Consider the following 19,540-nt stretch of genomic DNA (forward strand, 5'->3'; position numbering starts at 1 on the left):
AGACCGACCAGGGCGGATCGCGGCCCCGGAGCCTACGCGGCGGCGACCCGCACCACGTGCTTGCCCCGGACGCCCCCGGCCTCCAGGGCGCGTTGCGCGTCGGCGGCCCGGTCGAGCGGGTGGACGGTGTCGACGACGGGGACGAGGTCGCCGCGCTCGGCGAGCCGGGCGGCCTCGGCGAGCAGCGCGCTGTCGGGATTGCCGCTGAAGAAGCGGATGCGCCCCTTGCCGTGCGCGACGGAGCCGAGCACGGTACCGAGCCAGGCGAGCGGCCGGTCGAGGTCGGGGGCGACGGCGACCATGCGCCCGCCCGGCGCCAGCAGCCGTCGCACCCGGGCCTGCTCGGTGCCGACCGTGTCGAGGACGACGTCGAAGCGGCCGAGGGCGGACAGCGGAGTCGTCCGGTGATCCAGCGCCTCCTCGGCCCCCAGCCCCCGCACGAAGTCGAGGTTCTTCGCACCGGCGAGCGCGGTGACACGGGCCCCCATCATCCTGCCGACCTGCACGGCGACGCTGCCGACGCCGCCGCTCCCGCCCCGCACGAGCAGCCGCTCGCCGGGCTGCACGGCGGCCTTGTCGCGCAGCGCGGTCAGCGCCGTGGTCGCGCCCGCGAGCAGCGAGACGGCCTCCTCCGGCGTGAGGTTCGCGGGGGCGGACGCGATCCGCCGCGGGCTGACGGCGACGTACTCGGCCATGCTGCCGGTGCGACGCCCCAGCAGCCCCCACACCCGCTCCCCCTCCCGCACCCCGGTGACGGCCGCACCCACTTCGGCGACCTCCCCCGCGAAGTCGATGCCGCATCCCTTGGGGAAGGCCCGCCCGGTCACCAGGCGCACCTTGCCCCTGCGGTCGTGCAGGTCGCCGCCGTTGACCCCGGCGGCCCGCACGCGCACCAGCACCTCGCCGGGGCCGATGGCCGGCACCGGCCGCCGCCCGACGTAGAGCACCTCGGGAGGGCCGTAACGGTCGAAGAGAACCGCCTTCATCTCACCCATGTCTCACCCATGTCTCGAGATCCGTATCGCGTTCGGGAAGCGCGGAGGCGAGGCCCGCGTCCGCCGCTGCGCCCACGCTAGGGTCATAAGTGGACGAGACCTTCCACTTACTCCGGAAGTGAGAAACATGCCTGACCAGCCCTCTCACAAGCCGCCCGGTCCGGCGGCCGGAGCCGCCCCGGCGGAGCTGCGCGCCGACGCCCGCCGCAACCGGGAACGCGTCCTGGACGCCGCACGCGAGGTCTTCGCGGCGCACGGCGTGGACGCCCCGATGAGCGCGGTCGCCCGCCGGGCCGGTGTCGGCGTGGCCACCCTCTACCGCCGCTTCCCCACCCGCTCGGCCCTCGTCACCGCCGCCTTCGAGGACCAGCTGGCCGTGTGTGCGTCCGCGTTCGAGGAGGCCATGGCCGACCCGAACCCGGGCCACGGCCTGTACACGCTCCTCGACAAGGTCTGCACCACACTCGTCACCGACCACGGCTTCGAAACGGTCTTCATGGCCGGCTTCCCCGAAGCCCTGGGCTACGACCGGGAACGCGCCTGCGCCGAAGAGCGCCTGGCGCACCTCGTCCAGCGCGCCCGCGACGCCGGCCAGCTCCGCGAGGACTTCGCCCCCGCCGACATCCCCCTGCTCCTCCTCGCGGTCAGCGGCCTGGCGGCCCAGCCCCCCGAAACCGCCCTCCCCGCCGCCCGCCGCCTCCTCACCTACCTCTTCCAGTCCTTCCAGGCCCACCCGCCGTCCCGCCCGGCCCCACTCCCCCCGGCCCCGGCACTGGACCTGTCGGGCCTGCACCGGCCGGCGCCGGTGCGGACGGCCGCCGTGCGGCCATGACCGAGACACCGGGCGACGACCGCCGCCTTCCACCCGCCCCGATCGCGTCGGCAGGATCGGCACGTACCTCATCGACGACGTCAAGGCCCCGAGGGCTGGGGCGCGGCGGTCTGGTGAAGGCGCCGGCCCAGTCCGCCTCGGGTGGCGCTCGGCCCGGCGGGACCTGATCCGCGCAACGACAAGGGGGCGCCCCTGAAACCAGGGACGCCCCGCGTCGGCTCACGCCGAAGTACATCTCAGGTCGAGGACCGCCGTCTCCGTGACCCCGGCCGCCGTTCGCTCGGCCGGGTCACCGGGTCCCCCGCCTCCAGCGCTGCCGCGCGGCGCCGCAGGCCGAAGTCGGCCAGGGCCTCCGCCAGCTTGGTGACGGACGGCTCGGGGGACATCACGTCGACGCGCAGCCCGTGCTCCTCGGCCGTCTTGGCGGTCGCCGGGCCGATGCAGGCGATCACCGTGACGTTGTGCGGCTTGCCCGCGATGCCGACCAGGTTGCGGACCGTGGACGACGACGTGAAGAGCACCGCGTCGAAGCCGCCGCCCTTGATGGCCTCCCGGGTCGTGGCCGGCGGCGGCGAGGCGCGCACCGTGCGGTAGGCCGTGACGTCGTCGACCTCCCAGCCCAGCTCGATCAGACCGGCGACCAGGGTCTCCGTGGCGATGTCGGCGCGGGGCAGGAAGACGCGGTCGATCGGGTCGAAGACCGGGTCGTAGGGCGGCCAGTCCTCCAGCAGACCGGCGGCCGACTGCTCGCCGCTCGGGACCAGGTCCGGCTTGACGCCGAAGGCGATGAGGGCGTTGGCGGTCTGCTCACCGACCGCCGCGACCTTGATGCCGGCGAAGGCGCGGGCGTCGAGGCCGTACTCCTCGAACTTCTCGCGGACCGCCTTCACCGCGTTGACCGACGTGAACGCGATCCACTCGTAGCGGCCCGTCACCAGGCCCTTGACCGCCCGCTCCATCTGCTGCGGGGTGCGCGGCGGCTCCACCGCGATGGTCGGGACCTCGCTGGGGACGGCCCCGTAGGACCGCAGCTGGTCGGAGAGCGAAGCCGCCTGCTCCTTCGTGCGCGGCACGAGGACCTTCCAGCCGAACAGCGGCTTGGACTCGAACCACGACAGCTGGTCGCGCCGGGCGGGGGCGGAGCGCTCGCCGACCACGGCTATCACCGGGCGGCCGCCGTCCGGGGACGGCAGCACCTTCGCCTGCTTCAGGGTCTGGGCGACCGTGCCGAGCGTCGCCGTCCAGGTGCGCTGCCGCGTCGTCGTACCGGCGACCGTCACCGTCAGCGGGGTGTCCGGCTTGCGGCCCGCCGACACCAGCTCACCGGCCGCCGCGGCCACCGAGTCCAGCGTCGTCGACACGACCACCGTGCCGTCGGAGGCGCCCACCTCGGTCCAGCAGCGGTCCGACGCCGTACGGGCGTCCACGAACCGCACGTCCGCGCCCTGCGCGTCCCGCAGCGGCACACCGGCGTACGCGGGCACGCCGACGGCGTTCGCGATACCGGGGACCACCTCGAACGGCACTCCGGCGGCGGCGCAGGCCAGCATCTCCTCGGCGGCGTACGCGTCGAGCCCGGGGTCCCCGGTCACCGCACGCACGACCCGCCTGCCGCCCCGCGCGGCCTCCATGACAAGATGTGCGGCATCCCGCACAGCGGGGGCGCCGAGGGTCGTTGACGCACCGTCAACTACCGTCAGCTGGGGCGCGCCTGTGCCCGGATCCGACGGATCGGCATCCGTGTGCACCTCCGACACGCCCTGCTTCGCATGCGTGCGTACGACGTCGAGCACCTCGTGCTCGGCGACGAGGACGTCCGCGTGCGCCAGCGCCTCGACGGCGCGCAGAGTCAGCAGTCCCGGATCTCCGGGTCCGGCACCGAGGAAGGTGACGTGCCCGTGTTCAGGACCGGCGGGAAGGGTGGTGGGGCTCACTGTGCTCGCTCCCCCATCAGACCGGCCGCGCCCTGGGCGAGCATCTCGGTGGCGAGTTCGCGACCGAGTGCCAGCGCCGCCTCGTGCGTCTCGGGCACGGGACCGGTGGTGGACAGCTGCACCAGCGTCGAGCCGTCGGTCGTGCCGACGACGCCGCGCAGGCGCATTTCCTTGACAATCTGCCCGTCGGCCAGAAGGTCGGCCAGCGCCCCCACGGGTGCGCTGCAACCGGCCTCCAGGGCGGCGAGCAGTGACCGCTCGGCCGTTACGGCGGCCCGCGTGAACGGGTCGTCGAGTTCGGCGAGCGCGGCGATCAGCGAGGCGTTGTCCGCCGCGCACTCGATCGCCAGTGCCCCCTGGCCGGGGGCCGGCAAAACCGTGTCGACCGACAGGAAGTCGGTCACCTCGTCGATGCGGCCGACCCGGTTGAGCCCGGCGGCGGCCAGTACGACGGCGTCCAGTTCACCGCTGCGGACGAATCCGATGCGGGTGTCGACGTTGCCCCGGATCGGGACCGTCTCGATCTCCGTCCCGTGGGTGCGGGCGTACGCGTTCAGCTGCGCCATGCGGCGCGGCGCTCCCGTACCGATGCGCGCCCCGCGCGGCAGGTCGGTCAGCTTGCGCGCGTCCCGGGCGACGACCACGTCCCGCGGGTCCTCGCGCTCCGGAATCGCCGCCACCACCAGGTCCTCGTGCTGCGCGGTGGGGAGGTCCTTGAGCGAGTGAACCGCGAAGTCCACCTCACCCCGCAGCAGCGCGTCGCGCAGCGCGGCGACGAACACGCCCGTGCCGCCGATCTGCGCCAGGTGTTCCCGCGACGTGTCGCCGTACGTGGTGATCTCGACCAGCTCAACGGGCCGACCGGTCACCTGGCTCACGGCGTCCGCCACCTGCCCGGACTGGGCCATGGCGAGCTTGCTCCGCCTGGTCCCCAGCCTCAGTGCCTTCTCAGTCATGCCGGCCCTCGGTTCTTCTCAGTGGTGCTGTTCCCGGCGCGGGAGACGGAGGCCACCGTCTCCTGGTCGAGGTCGAACAGGGTGCGCAGCGCGTCCGCGTACCCGGCACCGCCGGGTTCGGCGGCGAGCTGCTTGACCCGCACCGTCGGCGCGTGCAGCAGCTTGTCGACCACACGCTTGACGGTCTGGGTGATCTCGGCGCGGTGCTTGTCGTCGAGCCCCGGCAGCCGCCCCTCCAGACGGGCGATCTCACCGGCCACCACGTCCGCGGCCATGCTGCGCAGCGCGACCACGGTGGGCGTGATGTGCGCGGCGCGCTGGGCGGCGCCGAACGCCGTGACCTCGTCGGCGACGATCCGGCGGACCATGTCCACGTCGGCGGCCATCGGGGCGTCGGCGGAGGCGTCGGCGAGCGACTCGATGTCCACCAGGCGCACCCCGGCCAGCCGGTGCACGGCCGCGTCGACGTCCCGCGGCATCGCGAGGTCGAGCAGGAAGAGCACGGGCTCGGGCCGCGGCACCTCGACGACCGGTTCCGGACGGCGGCGCTCGGGGATGCGGCCGACGCGGGTCGCCGTCGCGGCGAGGGCGCCGATCAGCTCGGCGTCCGCCTCCGGACCGCTCCGGCCCGCCTCGCGCGTCCGGTCCACCGCCGTACCGCCCGCGGCCCAGGCCCCGTGCTGCTCCAGCGTCGCCGCGTCCAGGCCGGCCACGGCGGCCTCGCCCATGACGGAGAAGCCGGAGGGGACGGAGGACACGGAGGACAGGTCCAGCGGGCAGTTCTCCTCGGCGGCGCTCCCGGCACCCGGCAGTGGCGTTTCGGCGGCTTCCGTTGCGGCGGCTTCCCGTACGGCGGCCTCCCGTACGGCGGTGTCCTCGACGGCGGGGGCGCCGGTACGGCCCTCCACCGAGGCCACCACCGCGTCGGCCGTGAGGACCAGTCCGGTCGCGCCCGTGCAGGAAACGGCCACGTCGGCACGTGTCAGCTCGCCCGGCACCGAGTCCATCGGTACCGCGCGGGCCAGCACGTCCGTGTCGTCGCCCTCGGACAGGATCCTGGCGAGCCGCTCGGCCCGCTCGAAGGTGCGGTTGGCGACCACGATCTCGGCGACCCCGGCGCGCGCCAGCGTGGCGGCGGCCAGCGAGGACATCGAACCGGCGCCGATGACCAGCGCCTTCTTGCCCCGGGCCCACTGCTGGACGTCGGCTCCGGCGGACAGCTGCTCCAGGCCGAAGGTGACCAGGGACTGTCCGGCGCGGTCGATGCCGGTCTCGGAGTGGGCGCGCTTGCCGACCCGGAGCGCCTGCTGGAACAGGTCGTTCAGCAGCCGTCCGGCGGTGTGCAGGTCCTGGGCGCGGGCCAGCGAGTCCTTTATCTGGCCGAGGATCTGCCCCTCGCCGACCACCATCGAGTCCAGCCCGCAGGCCACCGAGAACAAGTGGTGGACGGCCCGGTCCTCGTAGTGCACGTAGAGGTACGGAGTGAGTTCCTCCAGGCCGACCCCGCTGTGCTGGGCGAGCAGCGTGGACAGCTCGGCGACACCAGCGTGGAACTTGTCCACGTCGGCGTACAGCTCGATGCGGTTGCAGGTGGCCAGCACCGCGGCCTCGGCGGCCGGTTCGGCGGCGACCGTGTCCTGGAGCAGCTTGAGCTGCGCGTTCGCGTTCAGGGACGCCCGCTCCAGCACACTGACCGGCGCGCTGCGGTGGCTCAGCCCGACGACGAGGAGGCTCATGCCGGCATCACGGCGGGCACGTCCCCGTCGGGTCCCTGGTCGGTGGCGGGCTGCTGCTGCTTGCGCGCGGCGACGGGCGGTACGGCACCCGCGTCGCCCGCGGCCTCCTCACCGGCCTTGCGCTGCTCGTGGAAGGCGAGGATCTGCAACTCGATGGAGAGGTCGACCTTGCGCACGTCGACGCCCTCGGGGACGTTCAGCACCGTCGGCGCGAAGTTCAGGATGGAGGTGACACCGGCGGCCACGAGGCGGTCGCAGACCTGCTGGGCGGCGCCGGCGGGGGTCGCGATCACACCGATGGAGACACCGTCGTCCTGGATGATCTTCTCCAGCTCGTCGGTGTGCTGCACCGGGATGCCGGCGACGGGCTTTCCGGCCATCCCCGGGTCGGCGTCGATCAGCGCGGCCACCCGGAAACCGCGGGACGCGAAGCCGCCGTAGTTGGCGAGCGCGGCGCCGAGGTTACCGATTCCTACGATCACAACCGGCCAGTCCTGGGTCAGGCCGAGTTCACGGGAGATCTGGTAGACGAGATACTCGACGTCGTAGCCGACCCCGCGCGTCCCGTAGGAGCCCAGGTAGGAGAAGTCCTTGCGCAGCTTCGCGGAGTTGACCCCCGCGGCGGCCGCCAGCTCCTCGGACGAGACCGTGGGCACCGAGCGCTCGGAGAGCGCGGTCAGTGCGCGGAGGTACAGCGGAAGCCTGGCGACGGTGGCCTCGGGAATCCCTCGGCTGCGGGTCGCCGGTCGGTGTGTTCGGCCAGTTGCCACGGTGCTCCTGCGGGTAGAGCGGGGCTGTAGGCGGTCATACGTCCCTACATGACCGCCCCGTCGAATGCAGGCTATGTCTTTGTGAACGCGTGCACAAAGATGGTGTCCGATTTGCCCGGCCAACGTGACCGGGGTCACGCGCCCCCGGCGCACGGGACGGGAACCGGCGCATGCACGCCCTCGTTCCTCACTCATCGGGGGCAAAGCCGCACACACTCCTCACGATCAACGCCCCCGAGACCTGGTCGCCATCGATCCTAAGCGACCATACGGACTACTTGTACTGATCGGTCAGTGCCTTGCGCAGCCGTTCCTCGTTCACACGCCAGAAGGTGTGCTGCCGTCCGTCGACCAGGACGACCGGAATCTGTTCCCAGTACTGGTCGTGGAGCGCGCGGTCCTCGGTGATGTCCTTCCCCTCCCAGGGGACGCCGAGTTCCGCGCAGACCTTCTCGACGACGAGCTGTGCGTCATCACACAGATGACAGCCGGGTTTGCGGATGAGGGTGACGAGATGGTTCTCGGAGTGCTCAGGATGCTGCGCGGGCTTCCGGCGGAAGAGGGGACTCATGCCGGCCATTCTCGCGCGCGCGGGCGCCCCCTCGCCGGGCGACCGTTTAACGGCGCGGTCGCCCAGAGTTCACAGCCCGCGAACCTCTCGACTCCGAAGCATCCGAACAAACTGGCTATGCTCACGGGCATGGCCGCTCTTCGATGGCTCGCTCCCCGTAGGCGCTCCGCCACGGCACGGAGCGTGTTGGCAGGCGAGGCCTCGGCGGAGGCGGCGCGCAAGTCCGCAGAGGCCGCCGAGCTCACCGAGACCCCTCAGGAAACCGCCCCGGACTCCGGTGCCGCGGAGCCGGAGTTCCCGGTGCACGGCGACGACAGAGCAGCCGCCTTCTTCGACCTCGACAACACCGTCATGCAGGGCGCCGCGATCTTCCACTTCGGCCGGGGCCTGTACAAGCGGAAGTTCTTCGAGACCCGCGACCTCGCCCGCTTCGCCTGGCAGCAGGCGTGGTTCCGGCTGGCCGGGTTCGAGGACCCGGAGCACATGCAGGACGCCCGCGACTCCGCGCTGTCGATCGTCAAGGGCCACCGCGTCTCCGAGCTGAGGTCGATCGGCGAGGAGATCTACGACGAGTACATGGCCGAGCGGATCTGGCCCGGCACCCGCGCCCTCGCCCAGGCCCACCTGGACGCCGGGCAGAAGGTCTGGCTGGTCACCGCGGCCCCGGTGGAGATCGCCCAGGTGATCGCCCGCCGCCTGGGCCTGACCGGCGCGCTCGGCACGGTGGCCGAGTCGATCGGCGGCGTTTACACGGGCAAGCTGGTCGGCGAACCGCTGCACGGCCCCGCGAAGGCGGAGGCGGTCCGGGCGCTGGCTGCGGCGGAGGCCCTCGACCTCTCCCGCTGCGCCGCCTACAGCGACTCCCACAACGACATCCCGATGCTGTCCCTGGTCGGGCACCCGTACGCCATCAACCCGGACTCCAAGCTGCGCAAGCACGCGCGCGAGCTGGAATGGCGGCTGCGCGACTACCGCACCGGCCGCAAGGCGGCCAAGGTCGGCATCCCCGCGGCCGCGGGCGTCGGCGCGGTGGCGGGCGGCACCGCGGCGGCCATCGCGCTGCACCGCCGCCGCCGTTGACGCGGTCGTTGACGCGGGACCGAGTCGCCGGCCCAGTCGCCGACCCAATCGAAATGACGTACCCCCGGGACGCCCTCTCCAGTCCCCTGTACTCACATCGGCCACAACACGCTCTGTAGTCACCCGGAATTCGAACCGTTCCGGTCATCAAGCGATCATTCTGGCGCAGCTGATCGAGCGTCAATCGGGCACAGAAGCGACGTAATCGATGATTTGAGCAACTGGGCGTAGCAGTGCCTGCACGAAGCGTTATTCTCCTCAGACGCATTCCGGTGCCCCACCTTCGCTACGACGGGTGAATGGTTCCGTACTGCACGTGATGGAAGCTCTGCCTCTGGGAGTCCCGTGTACCCACACGTCGGGGTTGACGCCTCGGGCCTGGCTACGCTGCGCGCAACGGTCAAATCAGCCCAAGACCTGTTGCGCGGCTTCGTCCCCACCGCGTATGCCGTCCCCGCCCTCGCCGCGGCCGCCGTGCCCGCCGGTCCGTGCTACGCACTGGCCGAAGGAAGCGCCGCCGTCGGCAGACGAGCGCGGTCGTCCTCGTCCGGGGCCGCCGCCACCACCCACCGCCGCCCCGCCGCGGACAGCGACAGCGCCCGCATGATGGAGCTGGTCGAGCGGGCCCAGGCCGGCGAGGCCGACGCCTTCGGCCGGCTCTACGACCAGTACAGCGACACCGTGTACCGCTACATCTACTACCGCGTGGGAGGCAAGGCCACCGCCGAGGACCTCACCAGCGAGACCTTCCTGCGGGCCCTCAGGCGCATCGGCACCTTCACCTGGCAGGGGCGCGACTTCGGCGCCTGGCTCGTGACGATCGCCCGCAACCTGGTCGCCGACCACTTCAAGTCCAGCCGCTTCCGCCTCGAGGTCACCACCGGCGAGATGCTCGACGCCAACGAGGTCGAGCGCTCCCCCGAGGACTCCGTCCTGGAGTCGCTCTCCAACGCCGCACTGCTGGAGGCGGTACGACGGCTCAACCCGCAGCAGCAGGAGTGTGTGACCCTGCGCTTCCTCCAGGGCCTCTCGGTCGCCGAGACCGCCCGGGTCATGGGCAAGAACGAGGGCGCCATCAAGACGCTCCAGTACCGGGCCGTGCGGACCCTCGCCCGGCTGCTCCCGGACGACGCCCGCTGAGAGACGCCGCCGAGAGCGGCCGCTGAGAGAGGCCGCCGCCGAGAGAACCACTGAGAGATGCCCGCCGAGGAGCGCCCGCCGCCGGCGCCCGCGGCCGGCACTCACCCTTCGCGTTCCCCAAGTCACCATCGGTGAAAGTCCGTTGAGTCCACCGTCCGAGCATCCACCGTCCGTAACCCAAGTGCCGCGCCGCTCGTTGTGCGGGATGCAGGCTCCCTGTGGTCACCCCCTGGCCGAGTCCGATCACCCGATCGGATGGTTCCGACCAGGGCGTGCAACCCTCAGGACCCCCTGGGGAGTCGACCGTGATGACGAGAGGAGGTGCCGCCAGTGATCGCGAACGTATCGGCACACCGGCGGGCGAACGCCTTCGCCCAGGCCCTGGAGGAGCAGTCGGACCCCGGGGCGGCGGCCGAGCAGTCCGGAGGGCCGGCGACCGCCGGGGCCACCGCGGAACCGACCGAGCAGGGTCGCCTGACGACCCTCGCCCATGGTCTGGAGACGCTGCCCCGGCCCGAGCTGGACCCCGAGGTCAAGGTCGTCCAGCGGGCCCAGCTCGTGGCCGCCTTCGAGGCCATGTTGCAGGAGGGCACCGCGAGCGGCGGGGCGGCGGACACGTCGGTACCGGAGCAGCGCCGGGCGCGCGGCACCCATCGGGCGGCGCCGCTGAGCAGGTTCCGGCCCCGCTCACGGCTGGCCAAGGGCCTCACCGCGGGCGGGCTGAGCGTGAGCGTGGCCGCCGGGGCCTTCGGCGGAGTGGCCGCCGCCAGTTCGGACGCCCTGCCCGGCGACTCGCTCTACGGCCTCAAGCGCGGCATAGAGGACTTCCGCCTCGGCCTGGCCGACGGCAACGACGAGCGGGGCCGGGCCTACCTGGACCTCGCCTCGACCCGGCTCAGCGAGGCACGCCGGCTGATGGAGCGCGGCCGTAGCGGCCCTCTCGACCACGAGTCCCTCGGCGAGGTCCGCCGCGCCCTGTCCGGCATGCGGCACGACGCCTCCGAGGGCCACCGCCTGCTCAGCGCGGCCTACGCCCACGATCCCGACTCGCTGGCCCCCATGCAGGCCCTCTCCGCCTTCTCCCAGTCCCACCGGGAGACCTGGGGAGCACTGCGCGAGCGGCTGCCCGTGCAGCTCGGGGACGTCAGTGAGCAGGTGTCGTCGGTGTTCGACGCCATAGACGACGACGTGGCTCCGCTGGAGTCCATGCTGCCCCGGCCGCCCGCCGAGGACGGCGACAGCGGGGCCGGCGGCCGCCCCGGCGGTTCCGGCTCGACGACCACCGACACCCCCGGCTCCGGTCACTCGTCACCGCCCCGCACCGGGGACGAGGGCACGTCCGAGCGCGGGCGTTCCCAGTCCGGCCGGCCCAGCGAGTCCGCCGACTCCGGCGACGACAGCGACGGTCTGCTCGGCGGCGGCACCGGCGGCCTGCTCGACCCGCCGAAGGACGACACCGGCACCGCCTCCCCGCCCGCGGGCGGCAACACCCCGCCCGCGGAGCCGGACGTCACCCTCCCGCCCCTCCTCCCGGGCCTCCTGCCCGGCCTGGGCATCGAGGCGGAGGACGCGGACTGAGCACGGTGGGGCGCCCCGACTCCGGGAGCGCCCCACCGTCGTACCGCCCGTCAGAAAAACACCGACCTCCGCTGCACCAGCAGCTTGTACAGCGTGTGCTGGATCTGTTCTCTCACCTGGTCGGTCAGGTTGAACATCAGCACCGGGTCCTCGGCCGCCTCCGGCGCGTAGCCGTCCGTCGGGATCGGCTCGCCGAACTGGATCGTCCACTTCGTCGGCAGCGGCACCGCACCCAGCGGACCGAGCCAGGGGAAGGTCGGCGTGAGCGGGAAGTACGGGAAGCCCAGCAGCCGTGCCAGGGTCTTGGAGTTGCCGATCATCGGGTAGATCTCCTCCGCCCCGACGATCGAGCACGGCACGATCGGCACGCCCTGCCGCAGGGCCGTGGACACGAAGCCGCCCCGTCCGAACCGCTGGAGCTTGTAGCGCTCGCCGAAGGGCTTGCCGATGCCCTTGAAGCCCTCCGGCATCACCCCGACCAGCTCGCCCTGCGCCAGCAGCCGTTCGGCGTCCTCGGCGCAGGCCAGGGTGTGGCCCAGCTTGCGTGCCAGCTCGTTGACCACCGGCAGCACGAACACCAGGTCCGCCGCCAGCAGCCGCAGGTGCCGGTCGGCCGGATGGTGGTCGTGCACGGCGACCTGCATCATCAGCCCGTCCAGCGGCAGCGTCCCGGAGTGGTTGGCGACGATCAGCGCACCGCCCTCGGCCGGGATGTTCTCCACGCCCTTCACCTCGACCCGGAAGTACTTCTCGTACACCGGGCGCAGCAGGGACATCAGCACCTGGTCGGTCAGCTCGGCGTCGTAGCCGAAGTCGTCGACCTCGTAGTCCCCGGTGAGCCGGCGGCGCAGGAAGGACAGGCCGGCCGCGACGCGCCGCTCCAGGCCGCCGTCCTCCCCGCCGTCCGCACCGCCGCCGTCCGCTGCCGGCCGGCCCCCGGGCGACGCGTCCGGCCCGTCCGGCCCGTCCGGCACGGGAGCGGGGCCCTGCGCGGCGGCCCCCCGTACGGGCAGCGGCTGCACCTCGCCCCCCGGCCCCTCGCCCACCGGCGCCGATTCCGCCGCACCGCCCCTGCGCCGGCTCCCCGCGCCGCGGCTCCCCCGCGACCGGTCGTCGTCGAACGGAATGACCTTGGCGTCCGCCATCGTTGCTGCGCTCCTCAGTTGGCGCTCTGCGTCGGGAGGTGGCCGCTGCCCCGCAGCGACAGCTCCGCGATCCGGTCGACGGCCCCCGCGAGGGCCTCGGGCGGCAGCAGCCCGGCACCGCGGCCGCGGGCGAAGTCGGCGAACGCCCCGGCCGTCGAGTACTTCGGCCGGAAGCCCAGCGTCTCGCGCATCTGCGTGGTGTCCACCACCCGCCCGTGGGTGAGCAGCCGGATCTGCTCGGGGGAGAAGTCCGTCATCCCCAGCGTACGCACGAGCGAACCCGCCCAGGTGACCGCCGGCAGCAGCAACGGCACCGTGGGACGGCCGAGGCGGCGCGAGCACTGCGAGAGCAGCAGCACACCGTCCCCGGCGATGTTGAAGGTCCCGCTGTTCAGCGTGCCCCGCCGCGGCTCGTCCGCGCAGACCCGCAGCACCTCGATCACGTCGTCCTCGTGCACGAACTGCAACCGCGGGTCGTAGCCGAACACCGTCGGCAGCACCGGCAGTCCGAAGTACGAGGCGAGCGGCGTGTCCGCGGCCGGACCGAGGATGTTGGCGAACCGCAGCACGGTCACCGACACGTCCGGCCGGCGGCGCGCGAACCCCCGCACGTACCCCTCGACCTCGACCGCGTCCTTGGCGAAGCCGCCGCTGGGCAGGGACTTGGGCGCGGTGGTCTCGGTGCAGACCGCAGGGTCGCGCGGCGCGGACCCGTAGACGTTCGTACTGGACTTCACCACGAGCCGCCGCACGGTCGGCGACTTCTGGCAGGCGCCGAGCAGCTGCATCGTGCCGATGACGTTGGTCTCCTTGACCGAGGTGCGGCTGCCGCTGCCCAGCGGTGTGCCCGTCACGTCCAGGTGCACGACCGTGTCCGCACGGGTCTGGGCCAGCACCCGTCCGACGGCCGACTGCCGGATGTCCGCCTGGACGAACTCCGCGCCGCCCAGATGGTGCTCGGGCGCGACGGCGTCCACGCCGATCACCCGCTCCACGTCGGGATCACGCTGGACGCGCCGGACGAACCGGCCGCCCAGCTGCCGGGCCACTCCGGTCACGAGCACGACCTTGCCCAAGATCAGCGCCTTCCTTCCGCCTGCTCCGTAGCCTGCCGCGTTCCCCGTCTGCGGGCCAACTTAGCCGGTAGGTGTTGCGCGGTGATGACCGTCGGACGCGGCACATGACGAAAAATGACGCCGTACGACTGTGGCCCCCCACCGGATGCGGTGGGGGGCCACAGGACACGCTGACGGCGCAGCGTCGCCTACTTCTTGTTGCGACGCTGAACGCGCGTGCGCTTCAGCAGCTTGCGGTGCTTCTTCTTGGCCATCCGCTTGCGCCGCTTCTTGATAACAGAGCCCACGACTATCCTCGCTCACTTCTCATCACTCGGTTGGTGAGCGCCATGGGCCCACACGACCTACGAGGGGCCAGCCTACCGGTCCGAGCGCTGAGGTCGTAATCGAGGGCCGTCAGGCCGTTTCCACCCCCACGTAGCTCTCGCGGAGGTACTCGTGAACCGCTTGCTCCGGGACGCGGAACGACCGTCCCACCCGGATCGCGGGCAGATGACCGCTGTGCACCAACCGGTACACGGTCATCTTGGACACGCGCATCACCGAGGCGACCTCCGCCACGGTAAGAAACTGAACCTCGTTCAGAGGCCTTTCGCCAGCTGCAGCCATGACACACCTGAACCTTCCGCACTCGACGGCCACCGGCTTCCCCTTCCGGTGACTCTTCGTCGCTGCGTGCTCACTCCCCAATGTAGGGGCGGGTGATGCGAATGGGGAAGAGGTGCACCCATCGCTTCCCTACCGTGACAGACACGCCCGATTGAGTACGTAGCGGGTAAGCGGTCGGTAGTACTCGGACCGCACAGCGTCATCAAGTGGAACGGCGACGGACACGCACCCCTCGGCCTGACCGACGAACAGCGCGGGATCGTCCGTATCGGCCGGACCGATGGCCTCGAACCCCAGCTGACCTGCCCCGCAGGCCCACCCGTGGTCCCCGATCACCAACTCGGGCAGCGGTCCGCCACCCTCGGCCGCGGCAGCCAGCGCGGCCCGAACCGGCAGCGGCGAGTGCGTGTGCGCGCCGGGCTCACCACCGGCGCGCCCGGCACCGGGCTCCCGCACCAACGCGACTCCGCGGACGTAGTCGAGGAGGTACGTGCGTAGACCGAACCGGGTCGTTATGTCGACACAGCGACCCTGCGCCGGGGTGAGGACAGCACATCCCGCCGCCGACAGCGCCTCGGCCAAGGCGACGTAGAAACCGAGCAGCCGATGCGGGTGCCCGGTCCCGAGCAGCACCGGAGCCCGACGCCCGGCGACCGCCGCGAGCCGGTCGGCGAACGCGTCCAGCGCCGCGAGGGTCCGGTCCGGGTCGATGACGTCCTGGCCGGAGACCTCACGCGGATCGGCCGAAACCCCGCACCTCTCCGCCATCAGCCCGAGCAGCTCCCGCGGCCCCCAGGCCCGCTCCGGGTCGATCCCCAGCAGCACCCGGGGATCCCGCGCGGCGAACAACCGGTAACTCCGCAGACTCACCTCCCGAGAGGTCGCCACCACCCCGGCCAGCCGAACATCAAGAAGATGAGCCCGAAGAGCTCCACGGGTCAGCACACCCCCGATGCTGCCGGGTCTTCCCATCAGGGGAAGAGGAAACGGCAGAACCTACGCACGGTCGGCGTAACGCGCCGCGCCTGCGGGCAATCGCGGCCGCCCAAGCTGCGGGCCATCGTGCCTCCCCCAGTGCCTGAACGGCCTGAGAGGTACCCCCGGGCGGCACGGGTGGGCGCAGCGGCACCCCGCACCGCCGGGGGCAGCGCACCGCCCCCGCCCCCGGCCCCGGCCCCGGCCCCGCACCAGCGCCGGGCAACCGGAAAACGCCCCGAGAAATCCCTACGGCAAGAGCCCCCGCAGCGGAAACACCGCCCGCCGAGCCGCCCGCACCGCCTGGTCCAACCGATCCGCGGGGTCGTACCCCGCCTCCCATGCGGCATACGACACCGGCCACCGCCCGTCCGTCATCCGCTGCGGCCCCAGCTGCCGCGTCCGCGCGTACACCTCCTGCCGCCACCCCTCCGGGATCACCGTCTCCGGCTCCACCGGCCGCCCCGCCGCGATCCCCACCAGGTGCGTCCACGACCGCGGCACCACCTCCACCACGGCGTATCCACCCCCGCCGAGCGCCACCCACCGCCCCCCGGCGTACTCGTGCGCCAGCTCGTGACACGCCACCTGCACCGCCCGCTGCGCGTCCAGCGACACCGCCAGATGCGCCAGCGGATCCTCGAAGTGCGTGTCGGCACCGTGCTGCGTCACCAGCACCTGCGGCCGGAACTCCGCGAGGACCTCCGGCACCACCGCGTGGAACGCCCGCAGCCACCCCTCGTCCCCGGTCCCCGCCGGCAGCGCGACGTTCACGGCCGACCCCTCGGCGCGGTCCGCCCCCGTCTCCTCCGGCCACCCGGTCTGCGGGAACAGCGTCGCCGGGTGCTCGTGCAGCGACACCGTCAGCACCCGCGGGTCCTCCCAGAACGCCGCCTGCACGCCGTCCCCGTGATGCACGTCGACATCCACGTACGCGACCCGCTCGGCCCCCAGCTCAAGGAGTCGCGCGACCGCCAGCGCCGCGTCGTTGTACACGCAGAACCCGGACGCCGCGCCCGGCATCGCGTGGTGCAGCCCGCCCGCGAAGTTCACCGCGTGCGGCGCGTCCCCCCGCCACACCGCCTCCGCCGCTCCCACCGACTGCCCGGCGATCAACGCGGACACCTCGTGCATCCCCGCGAAGGCCGGATCGTCGATCGTCCCGAGCCCGTACGACACGTCCGCCGCCGCCGGCTCGGCCGACGCCGCCTTCACCGCGTCGATGTAGTCCTCGCGGTGGACGAGCCGCAGCGTCGAGTCCCCGGCCGGGCGCGCCGCGACGACCTCCACCTCCCGGTCGAGCCCGAGGGCACCGACCAGACTCCGGGTCAGGGCGAGCCGGACCGGGTCCATCGGATGCTCAGGACCGAAGTCATAGCCCGTTACTGCCTCGTCCCACATCAGCTGTGCGCGGCCGCTCATGCCCGCCACCGTATCGGTCCACTCGGCCCTCGAACGACCTGGCGTACACGACCGTCACCAGCACCAACACCATCGGCACGAGCATCGCCCCGCGATAGCTCCAGGCGTCCCCGAGCGCCCCCACCAACGGTGAACCGATCAGGAATCCGACGTAGTTGAACACGTTGAGCCGCGCCACGGCCGCATCGGACGCCCCCGGCCGACCGTCCCGCTCCGCCGCCAGCCGCCCCGCCGCCGCGAACGTCTGCGGCACCAGCACACACAGCCCGAGCCCCAGCAGCGTGAACCCGAGCATCCCCACCCAGGGCCCCGGCGCCGACGCCACCACGGCGAACCCGCCGGCCGCGACGACCGCCCCGCCCCGCACCACGGCCACGGCACCGAACCGCCGCACCCCGAAGTCCCCGACGGCCCGCCCGACCAGCGTGGTCACCATGTAGACGTTGTACGGCACGGTGGCCAGCTGCTCCGAACTCCCCAGCACGTCCTGGAGGTACTTGGCGCTCCAGTTGGAGACGGTGGAGTCCCCGATGTACGCGAACGTCATCACCAGGCACAGCGGCAACAGCACCTTGAAGCCGACACCCGCACCGACTCCACCCCCGCTTCCGCTTCCGCCTCCGCTCGCACTCTCGTCACCCGCCACGCCGCCGCGATCCCCGTCGACGTACCACCGGCTCCCCACCAGCGCGGCCGGCAACAGCACCACCACGACCGGCAGATACGACACCCACAGCGCCAGGTCCCAATGCGCACCCGCCCACGCCAGCGAGGCCCCCAGGATCCCGCCCAGGCTGTACGCCGCGTGGAAGCCGAGCATGATGCTGCGCCCGTACGCCCGTTGCAGGCTCACCCCGAGCATGTTCATCGACGCGTCCAGCGCACCCACGGCCAGCCCGAAGACGGCCAGGGCGACGGCCAGCACCGCCACCCGGTCCCCCGCCCCGACACCGAGCAGCGCCAACAGCACCACCGGCTGGGACCAGCGCAGCAGCCGGCTCGGCCGCACCCGGCGCACCAGGCGCTCGCTCACCACGCTCCCGACACCGGCCAGGATCGGCACGGCGGCGAGGAAGACCGGCAGCAGCGCGTCGGAGACGCCGTACCGGTCCTGGATGGCCGGGATACGCGTCACCAGCAGCGCGAAGGCGACCCCCTGGGCGAAGAAGCCGAACGCGAGCGAGGTCCTGCCGTGCCGCAGCACATCAGTCATGGCGGCGAGCGTAGGGCTCCGGCTTACCCGTGGGTAGATCCAACCAAAGATGAATTCTTCTCAGCTTCCAGGACCGCGCCGCCCACGCGGACCGGATCGTGCTCCGTGCCGGCCGCTCCGATCATGTGGACCATGGGCCCCGCCCCCAGCGCACCGCTCACCACGAACGCGACGACCATCGTGCCGATCATGACGACCGTACCGAGCCACACCATCGTGTCGACGGACAGCGTGTAGACCCCCACGATCCGCAGCACGCACTCGCCGACGAAGGCGATCCCCCACACCGCCGAGAACCGCAGCTCCGCCCGCCTGAACGGCGCCGACTCCCGCCGCAGTCTCCCCCAGGCCGCCTCCCGGCCCGGGTCCCCCTTCACCAGCCACGGCTTGAGCGTCGCCGTCATCATCGGCCGCCCGAGCAGCACCGACCCCAGCATCGCGAACCCGACCAGGCTGGAGATCGCGCTGTCCTTGACCAGCATCAGCCGGGCGTCGCCCGTCCCGAAGCCGACCAGCAGCCCGGCCAGGTTGGCCAACAGGATGAGCAGCGGCAGCGCGTTCACCTCCCGCTGCCTCAGGACGCCCCACCCCGTGCGCAGCGCGGGCACGACACTGCTCCAGCCGAGCGCCGCGACCGCGCTCATTCCGAACGCGCCCTTCAGCAGGTAGTACGACCCGACGGGTACTGCCACGTCCAGGAACAGCGACACGACGGTCCGGGACTTACGAGGCTCGGTCATGCACTCAGCTTCACGGCCGGGCGGGGTCCCGCAGTAGAAACACCCGTCCAGAACAGCGCATGACAAATGTCAGGTGCCGGGACTCAGTGGGCAGGGGTCAGAGGTCAGCCGAGAATCAGGTCGGCCAGCTCTCCCATGTCCCCGAAGAGTCGCGTGGCCCCGGCGAGCTTGTCGGCGGGCGTCATCGCGGTGAACCCGTACACGTCCATCCCGGCCGCGACGGCGGCCCGGACACCGAGCGGACTGTCCTCGACCACGACACACCGGTCCGGCGCCACGCCCATCCGCTCGGCCGCGTACAGGAACAGATCCGGCGCCGGCTTGCCCCGCCCCACGTCCTGAGAACTGAAGATCCGCTCGTCGTCGAACCACCGGTCCAGCCCGGTCTTCCGATGTCCCACCCTGATCCGCTCATGGCTTCCGGACGAGGCCACGCAGTACGCCACCCCGTCCGCGGCCAGCTTCTCCAGCACGCCGACGGCCCCGGGAACCGGCTCCAGCTCCCGCTCGAAGGCGGCGAACACCCGCCCGTGGAACACGTCGTCGAAGTCCACGGGCAGGCGCCGCCCCGTCCGCTCCAGGATGAGATCGTGCACGCGGTGCATGGCGGCACCCATGTAGTCCCGCAGCGAGTCCTCGTAGGACGTCGGGTGCCCCAGCTCGGTGAGATAGCCGGCCAGCAGCCGATTGGAGATCGGCTCACTGTCGACGAGAACACCGTCGTTGTCGAAGATAACCAGGTCGTAGCGCATACAGAGACCCTAAACG

19 protein-coding genes are annotated in these 19,540 nt (G+C 72.2%); 4 read left to right on the forward strand and 15 right to left on the reverse strand.

Annotated features, from left to right (window positions below):
• Positions 1-32 precede the first annotated feature (32 nt).
• Positions 33-995 carry an NAD(P)-dependent alcohol dehydrogenase gene (locus B9W62_RS16830; RefSeq protein ID WP_087807929.1) on the reverse strand — a complete coding sequence of 321 codons (963 nt, stop codon included), beginning with the start codon at positions 993-995 and terminating at the stop codon, positions 33-35.
• 127 nt (positions 996-1,122) lie between these two features.
• Here B9W62_RS16830 and B9W62_RS16835 point away from each other — a divergent pair, with 127 nt between their 5' ends.
• Positions 1,123-1,827 (forward strand): TetR/AcrR family transcriptional regulator, encoded by a 705-nt coding sequence (locus B9W62_RS16835; RefSeq protein WP_087807930.1) that lies wholly within the window; start codon positions 1,123-1,125, stop codon positions 1,825-1,827.
• Between the two features lie 236 nt (positions 1,828-2,063).
• On the opposite strand, the gene B9W62_RS16840 is transcribed toward B9W62_RS16835, so the two are convergent.
• From B9W62_RS16840 to B9W62_RS16860, 5 genes are all read right to left on the reverse strand, one after another.
• Positions 2,064-3,761 (reverse strand): bifunctional uroporphyrinogen-III C-methyltransferase/uroporphyrinogen-III synthase, encoded by a 1,698-nt coding sequence (locus tag B9W62_RS16840; RefSeq protein WP_087807931.1) that lies wholly within the window; start codon positions 3,759-3,761, stop codon positions 2,064-2,066.
• Positions 3,758-4,717 (reverse strand): hydroxymethylbilane synthase, encoded by a 960-nt coding sequence (gene hemC / locus B9W62_RS16845; RefSeq protein ID WP_087807932.1) that lies wholly within the window; start codon positions 4,715-4,717, stop codon positions 3,758-3,760. The genes B9W62_RS16840 and hemC overlap by 4 nt, the downstream gene beginning before the upstream one ends.
• Positions 4,714-6,453, reverse strand: coding sequence for a glutamyl-tRNA reductase (locus tag B9W62_RS16850; protein ID WP_087807933.1), 1,740 nt, complete (start codon positions 6,451-6,453; stop codon positions 4,714-4,716). The genes hemC and B9W62_RS16850 overlap by 4 nt, the downstream gene beginning before the upstream one ends.
• Positions 6,450-7,223 carry a redox-sensing transcriptional repressor Rex gene (locus tag B9W62_RS16855; protein WP_087807934.1) on the reverse strand — a complete coding sequence of 258 codons (774 nt, stop codon included), beginning with the start codon at positions 7,221-7,223 and terminating at the stop codon, positions 6,450-6,452. Before B9W62_RS16855 ends, B9W62_RS16850 begins: the two co-directional genes overlap by 4 nt.
• 274 nt (positions 7,224-7,497) lie before the next feature.
• The gene (locus B9W62_RS16860; protein WP_087807935.1) at positions 7,498-7,803 is read right to left on the reverse strand and encodes a glutaredoxin family protein; all 306 of its coding nucleotides are present in this window, start codon (positions 7,801-7,803) and stop codon (positions 7,498-7,500) included.
• Positions 7,804-7,923: 120 nt separating this feature from the next.
• Between B9W62_RS16860 and B9W62_RS16865 the strand changes: the two genes are divergently transcribed.
• From B9W62_RS16865 to B9W62_RS16875, 3 genes are all read left to right on the forward strand, one after another.
• Positions 7,924-8,874, forward strand: coding sequence for an HAD family hydrolase (locus tag B9W62_RS16865; RefSeq protein ID WP_179235520.1), 951 nt, complete (start codon positions 7,924-7,926; stop codon positions 8,872-8,874).
• 345 nt (positions 8,875-9,219) lie between these two features.
• A complete protein-coding gene (locus tag B9W62_RS16870; protein WP_007443701.1) occupies positions 9,220-10,014 on the forward strand; it encodes an ECF subfamily RNA polymerase sigma factor, BldN family in 795 nt (264 codons plus the stop codon).
• A gap of 330 nt (positions 10,015-10,344) precedes the next feature.
• A complete protein-coding gene (locus tag B9W62_RS16875; RefSeq protein ID WP_179235521.1) occupies positions 10,345-11,592 on the forward strand; it encodes a DUF5667 domain-containing protein in 1,248 nt (415 codons plus the stop codon).
• Between the two features lie 50 nt (positions 11,593-11,642).
• Here B9W62_RS16875 and B9W62_RS16880 read toward each other — a convergent pair whose 3' ends face one another.
• From B9W62_RS16880 to B9W62_RS16920, 9 genes are all read right to left on the reverse strand, one after another.
• Positions 11,643-12,737, reverse strand: a complete 1,095-nt coding sequence (locus B9W62_RS16880) for a lysophospholipid acyltransferase family protein (protein ID WP_087807938.1) — start codon at positions 12,735-12,737, stop codon at positions 11,643-11,645.
• A gap of 14 nt (positions 12,738-12,751) precedes the next feature.
• A complete protein-coding gene (locus tag B9W62_RS16885; RefSeq protein ID WP_087807939.1) occupies positions 12,752-13,813 on the reverse strand; it encodes an NAD-dependent epimerase/dehydratase family protein in 1,062 nt (353 codons plus the stop codon).
• Positions 13,814-14,001: 188 nt separating this feature from the next.
• The gene (locus B9W62_RS16890; RefSeq protein WP_003948845.1) at positions 14,002-14,100 is read right to left on the reverse strand and encodes a 30S ribosomal protein bS22; all 99 of its coding nucleotides are present in this window, start codon (positions 14,098-14,100) and stop codon (positions 14,002-14,004) included.
• Between the two features lie 109 nt (positions 14,101-14,209).
• Positions 14,210-14,422, reverse strand: coding sequence for a helix-turn-helix domain-containing protein (locus tag B9W62_RS16895; RefSeq protein WP_004984898.1), 213 nt, complete (start codon positions 14,420-14,422; stop codon positions 14,210-14,212).
• 129 nt (positions 14,423-14,551) lie between these two features.
• On the reverse strand, positions 14,552-15,367 hold the full coding sequence (locus B9W62_RS16900; protein ID WP_087807940.1) for a phosphatase: 816 nt from the start codon (positions 15,365-15,367) through the stop codon (positions 14,552-14,554).
• A gap of 279 nt (positions 15,368-15,646) precedes the next feature.
• The gene (locus B9W62_RS16905) at positions 15,647-16,819 is read right to left on the reverse strand and encodes an acetoin utilization protein AcuC (protein ID WP_087811947.1); all 1,173 of its coding nucleotides are present in this window, start codon (positions 16,817-16,819) and stop codon (positions 15,647-15,649) included.
• Positions 16,770-18,032 carry an MFS transporter gene (locus B9W62_RS16910; RefSeq protein WP_087807941.1) on the reverse strand — a complete coding sequence of 421 codons (1,263 nt, stop codon included), beginning with the start codon at positions 18,030-18,032 and terminating at the stop codon, positions 16,770-16,772. The genes B9W62_RS16905 and B9W62_RS16910 overlap by 50 nt, the downstream gene beginning before the upstream one ends.
• A 23-nt stretch (positions 18,033-18,055) precedes the next feature.
• Positions 18,056-18,772: a VC0807 family protein gene (locus B9W62_RS16915; RefSeq protein ID WP_087807942.1), complete on the reverse strand. Its 717-nt coding sequence runs from the start codon at positions 18,770-18,772 to the stop codon at positions 18,056-18,058.
• Positions 18,773-18,876: 104 nt separating this feature from the next.
• Complete coding sequence (locus B9W62_RS16920) at positions 18,877-19,524, reverse strand: HAD family hydrolase (RefSeq protein WP_087807943.1); 648 nt, start codon at positions 19,522-19,524, stop codon at positions 18,877-18,879.
• Between the last annotated feature and the right edge of the window lie 16 nt (positions 19,525-19,540).

Source organism: Streptomyces sp. CS113, assembly GCF_002188365.1.
Classification (GTDB): Bacteria; Actinomycetota; Actinomycetes; order Streptomycetales; family Streptomycetaceae; genus Streptomyces; species Streptomyces tendae.

Bases quoted from the DNA above. Each gene is read 5' to 3' on its own strand.
- B9W62_RS16865 (WP_179235520.1), top strand. From the start codon at position 7,924: ATGGCCGCTCTTCGATGGCTCGCTCCCCGTAGGCGCTCCGCCACGGCA.
- B9W62_RS16850 (WP_087807933.1), bottom strand. From the start codon at position 6,453: ATGAGCCTCCTCGTCGTCGGGCTGAGCCACCGCAGCGCGCCGGTCAGT.
- B9W62_RS16860 (WP_087807935.1), bottom strand. From the start codon at position 7,803: ATGGCCGGCATGAGTCCCCTCTTCCGCCGGAAGCCCGCGCAGCATCCT.
- B9W62_RS16910 (WP_087807941.1), bottom strand. From the start codon at position 18,032: ATGACTGATGTGCTGCGGCACGGCAGGACCTCGCTCGCGTTCGGCTTC.
- B9W62_RS16905 (WP_087811947.1), bottom strand. From the start codon at position 16,819: ATGAGCGGCCGCGCACAGCTGATGTGGGACGAGGCAGTAACGGGCTAT.
- B9W62_RS16915 (WP_087807942.1), bottom strand. From the start codon at position 18,772: ATGACCGAGCCTCGTAAGTCCCGGACCGTCGTGTCGCTGTTCCTGGAC.
- hemC (WP_087807932.1), bottom strand. From the start codon at position 4,717: ATGACTGAGAAGGCACTGAGGCTGGGGACCAGGCGGAGCAAGCTCGCC.
- B9W62_RS16830 (WP_087807929.1), bottom strand. From the start codon at position 995: ATGGGTGAGATGAAGGCGGTTCTCTTCGACCGTTACGGCCCTCCCGAG.
- B9W62_RS16880 (WP_087807938.1), bottom strand. From the start codon at position 12,737: ATGGCGGACGCCAAGGTCATTCCGTTCGACGACGACCGGTCGCGGGGG.
- B9W62_RS16895 (WP_004984898.1), bottom strand. From the start codon at position 14,422: ATGGCTGCAGCTGGCGAAAGGCCTCTGAACGAGGTTCAGTTTCTTACC.
- B9W62_RS16920 (WP_087807943.1), bottom strand. From the start codon at position 19,524: ATGCGCTACGACCTGGTTATCTTCGACAACGACGGTGTTCTCGTCGAC.
- B9W62_RS16835 (WP_087807930.1), top strand. From the start codon at position 1,123: ATGCCTGACCAGCCCTCTCACAAGCCGCCCGGTCCGGCGGCCGGAGCC.